This is a genomic window from Bradyrhizobium yuanmingense (genome assembly GCF_029167105.1).
Lineage (GTDB): Bacteria > Pseudomonadota > Alphaproteobacteria > Rhizobiales > Xanthobacteraceae > Bradyrhizobium > Bradyrhizobium yuanmingense_A.
Window position 1 is genome coordinate 1 of sequence record NZ_JARFML010000115.1, and the last position, 1,244, is coordinate 1,244.

A 1,244-nucleotide genomic window follows, 5' to 3' on the forward strand; every position below is an offset into this window, starting at 1 on the left:
ATGACGACGTCGTCGCGAGAGCCCGCCTCGGCAGGCGGCCGGGATCATCGGAATCCCTGGCCGGCTTCAATCGGTATAGGCGGCCGGCTTCGCTCGGAATCCACGGCCGACTTCGTCGGAATGCGCATCGATGGCCCAAGTCGGTTCAGGTGTTACCTCGGCGGAGGCGCGCAAGGCGGCATCCAACGCGGTAACAGCGTGAACGAACCGCGATGCGAATGCTTTCGCGTCGGAAGACCAACCATCATCTTCGACATCATCGTCATCGGTATCGCCTTCGTCATTATCGGTTTCTTCGTCAGAATCCTCCTCGGTGAGGAAATCGTCTGGCAAGAAATTGATATCGGGCAAAAGAACTAACGCGCCGGAGGTTTTTGATCGAACAATCGCGCCGACTGGCTTGTCACCACTCTTTGTGGTCAGGCAGATGCCAGGAGTGCTGGCAGCGAGTAATACTTCGTATCTTGAACGTGGTCCGAATTCCGCCCAGTACGTGCGGAGGACTTCGCCCCCCTCTGTCAGCTTCATTTCGGAGCCGGCGGCATTTATCGGGTCCAGCTTGATCGGCACGGTTGTGTAATTGTCGTAGGTGTCAACCAATCTTGTCGTGCGCTGATTGCGACCCGTACCGGAGTAATTACGGTTGCCGCTGTCGACGTAAATTTCGGTCCGTTGCGGGAGAAAGACGATCACAGTCTTTCCGCTATCGAAAGCCTGCTTGATCTCGCGACGCCAGTGCTCGCAAGCCTCCTTAAGCGCGAACGATGCGTTATCGCTTAGGCAGGGGCGTCCCCGGTAATTCTCACGGAATGGACCGTCTTCATAGATAAAATCGTTGATCGTGGGCCTGAACAGGATGATGTCCCAGTCTAACAACGATGTCTTGGATTTGAATTCCTCTTGAACCGCTCTGTCATCTGCAAGCGGTATCCCTATCGTCAGTATTTTTTTCGGCATATGGCGACTCGTACAGACCTCTCAGTGAGCTGCATCAAGATAGGCACAACCCTTATGAGGCGCACGTCGTTATTCACAACCTTTTCAGAGTATCTAGACGATCGATTCCAAGAAGCCTGCGCTGGAACTGATTGAGTGTTGGCGGATTCCTCGGTTGCGGTGGCGCAACGAGGAGCGGTTTCATGGCAGGATGGCGGCAAGCGGTCGAATTGGCGATGACCGACGATGAGATTGAAGCGCTGGCGGCTCTTTCGCGGTCGAGAACCGAGCCATCGAGCCGGGTCTCG

The 1,244-nt window shown here is 55.5% G+C and carries 2 protein-coding genes; both read right to left on the reverse strand.

The features are described 5' to 3' along the window. Positions 1-66: 66 nt before the first annotated feature. Entirely contained in the window at positions 67-957 is an 891-nt protein-coding gene (locus P0R31_RS40675) for a hypothetical protein (RefSeq protein WP_275521230.1), read from the reverse strand. Between the two features lie 73 nt (positions 958-1,030). Then, a partial coding sequence (locus P0R31_RS40680; RefSeq protein ID WP_275521232.1) for a hypothetical protein occupies positions 1,031-1,244 on the reverse strand: 214 nt, incomplete at its 5' end.